The organism is Comamonas sp. B-9, from assembly GCF_000410635.1.
Classification (GTDB): domain Bacteria; phylum Pseudomonadota; class Gammaproteobacteria; order Burkholderiales; family Burkholderiaceae_C; genus Comamonas.
Window position 1 is genome coordinate 1 of sequence record NZ_KE148624.1, and the last position, 1,267, is coordinate 1,267.

Genomic DNA, 1,267 nt, shown 5'->3' on the forward strand with positions numbered 1-1,267 from the left:
CTGCCGCGCTGGCCGCCGACAGCGCCCAGGCCAATGCCGCGCTGGCCGCACCGGCCCGTGCCGATGCAATGGCGCCGCTGCACTGGCTGTCGGTGCTGGGTGCCCACCTGCACAACCTGCAGAACGTGGATGTGCGGGTACCGCTCAAGCGCCTGGTGGCCGTGACGGGGGTGTCGGGCTCAGGTAAATCCACGCTGGCGCGCGATGTGCTTCTCACCAATGTGGCCGCCTGGGTCGGCCAGCGCGCCACCAAGGCCGGGCGTGACGACATGGATGCCGGCAAGACCCCGGCGCTCCTGGGCTGCAAGGGCCTGCAGGGCTTTGAGGGCATCGACCGGGTGCTGGAAGTGGACCAGACGCCGATTGGCAAGACGCCGCGCTCCTGCCCGGCGACCTATATCGGCTTCTGGGACACGATCCGCAAGCTGTTTGCCGAAACGCTGGAGGCCAAGGCGCGCGGCTATGCGGCCGGGCGCTTCTCCTTCAACACCGGCGAAGGCCGCTGCCCGGCCTGCGAGGGCCAGGGCATGCGCACCATCGAGATGAGCTTTCTGCCCGATGTGAAAGTGCCTTGCGAGGTCTGCCATGGCGCCCGTTTCAGCCCCGAAACGCTGGCGGTCACCTGGCGCGGCAAAAGCATTGGCGAGGTGCTGCAGATGGAGGTCGACGAGGCGGTGCTGTTCTTTGCCAGCATGCCCAGCATCGCCCATCCGCTGCAGCTGCTGCAGGATGTGGGCCTGGGCTATCTGACCCTGGGCCAGCCGTCGCCCACCTTGTCGGGTGGCGAGGCGCAGCGCATCAAGCTGGTGACCGAGCTGACCAAGGTGCGCGATGACATCACGCGCCGGGGCAACAAGGCGCCCCACACCTTGTATGTGCTCGACGAGCCCACCGTGGGCCTGCACATGGCCGATGTGGACAAGCTGATCCATGTGCTGCACCGCCTGGTCGATGCCGGCCACAGCGTGGTGGTGATCGAGCATGACCTGGATGTGATTGCCGAGGCCGACTGGGTGATCGACCTGGGCCCCGAGGGCGGCAATGCTGGTGGCCGCATGGTGGCCACCGGTACGCCCGAGGACCTGGTGCAGGCGGGCACGCATACCGGCAAGGCGCTGGCGCCAGTGCTCGCGCGTTGACTGGGGCGTGACGGCAGGGCGTTTGCTGACAGCGCGCCCTGCCAGGCCTGGGCACAATCGCAGAACCATCTGCAAGGAGCCCTTGATGCATATTGACCCCCGGCACCCGGAAGCCCCGCCTGTCAAAG

The 1,267-nt window shown here is 67.7% G+C and carries 1 pseudogene; it reads left to right on the forward strand.

Annotated features, from left to right (window positions below):
- Positions 1-1,139 (forward strand): annotated as a pseudogene (locus H928_RS28485) (excinuclease ABC subunit A); the annotation flags it as partial.
- Positions 1,140-1,267 lie beyond the last annotated feature (128 nt).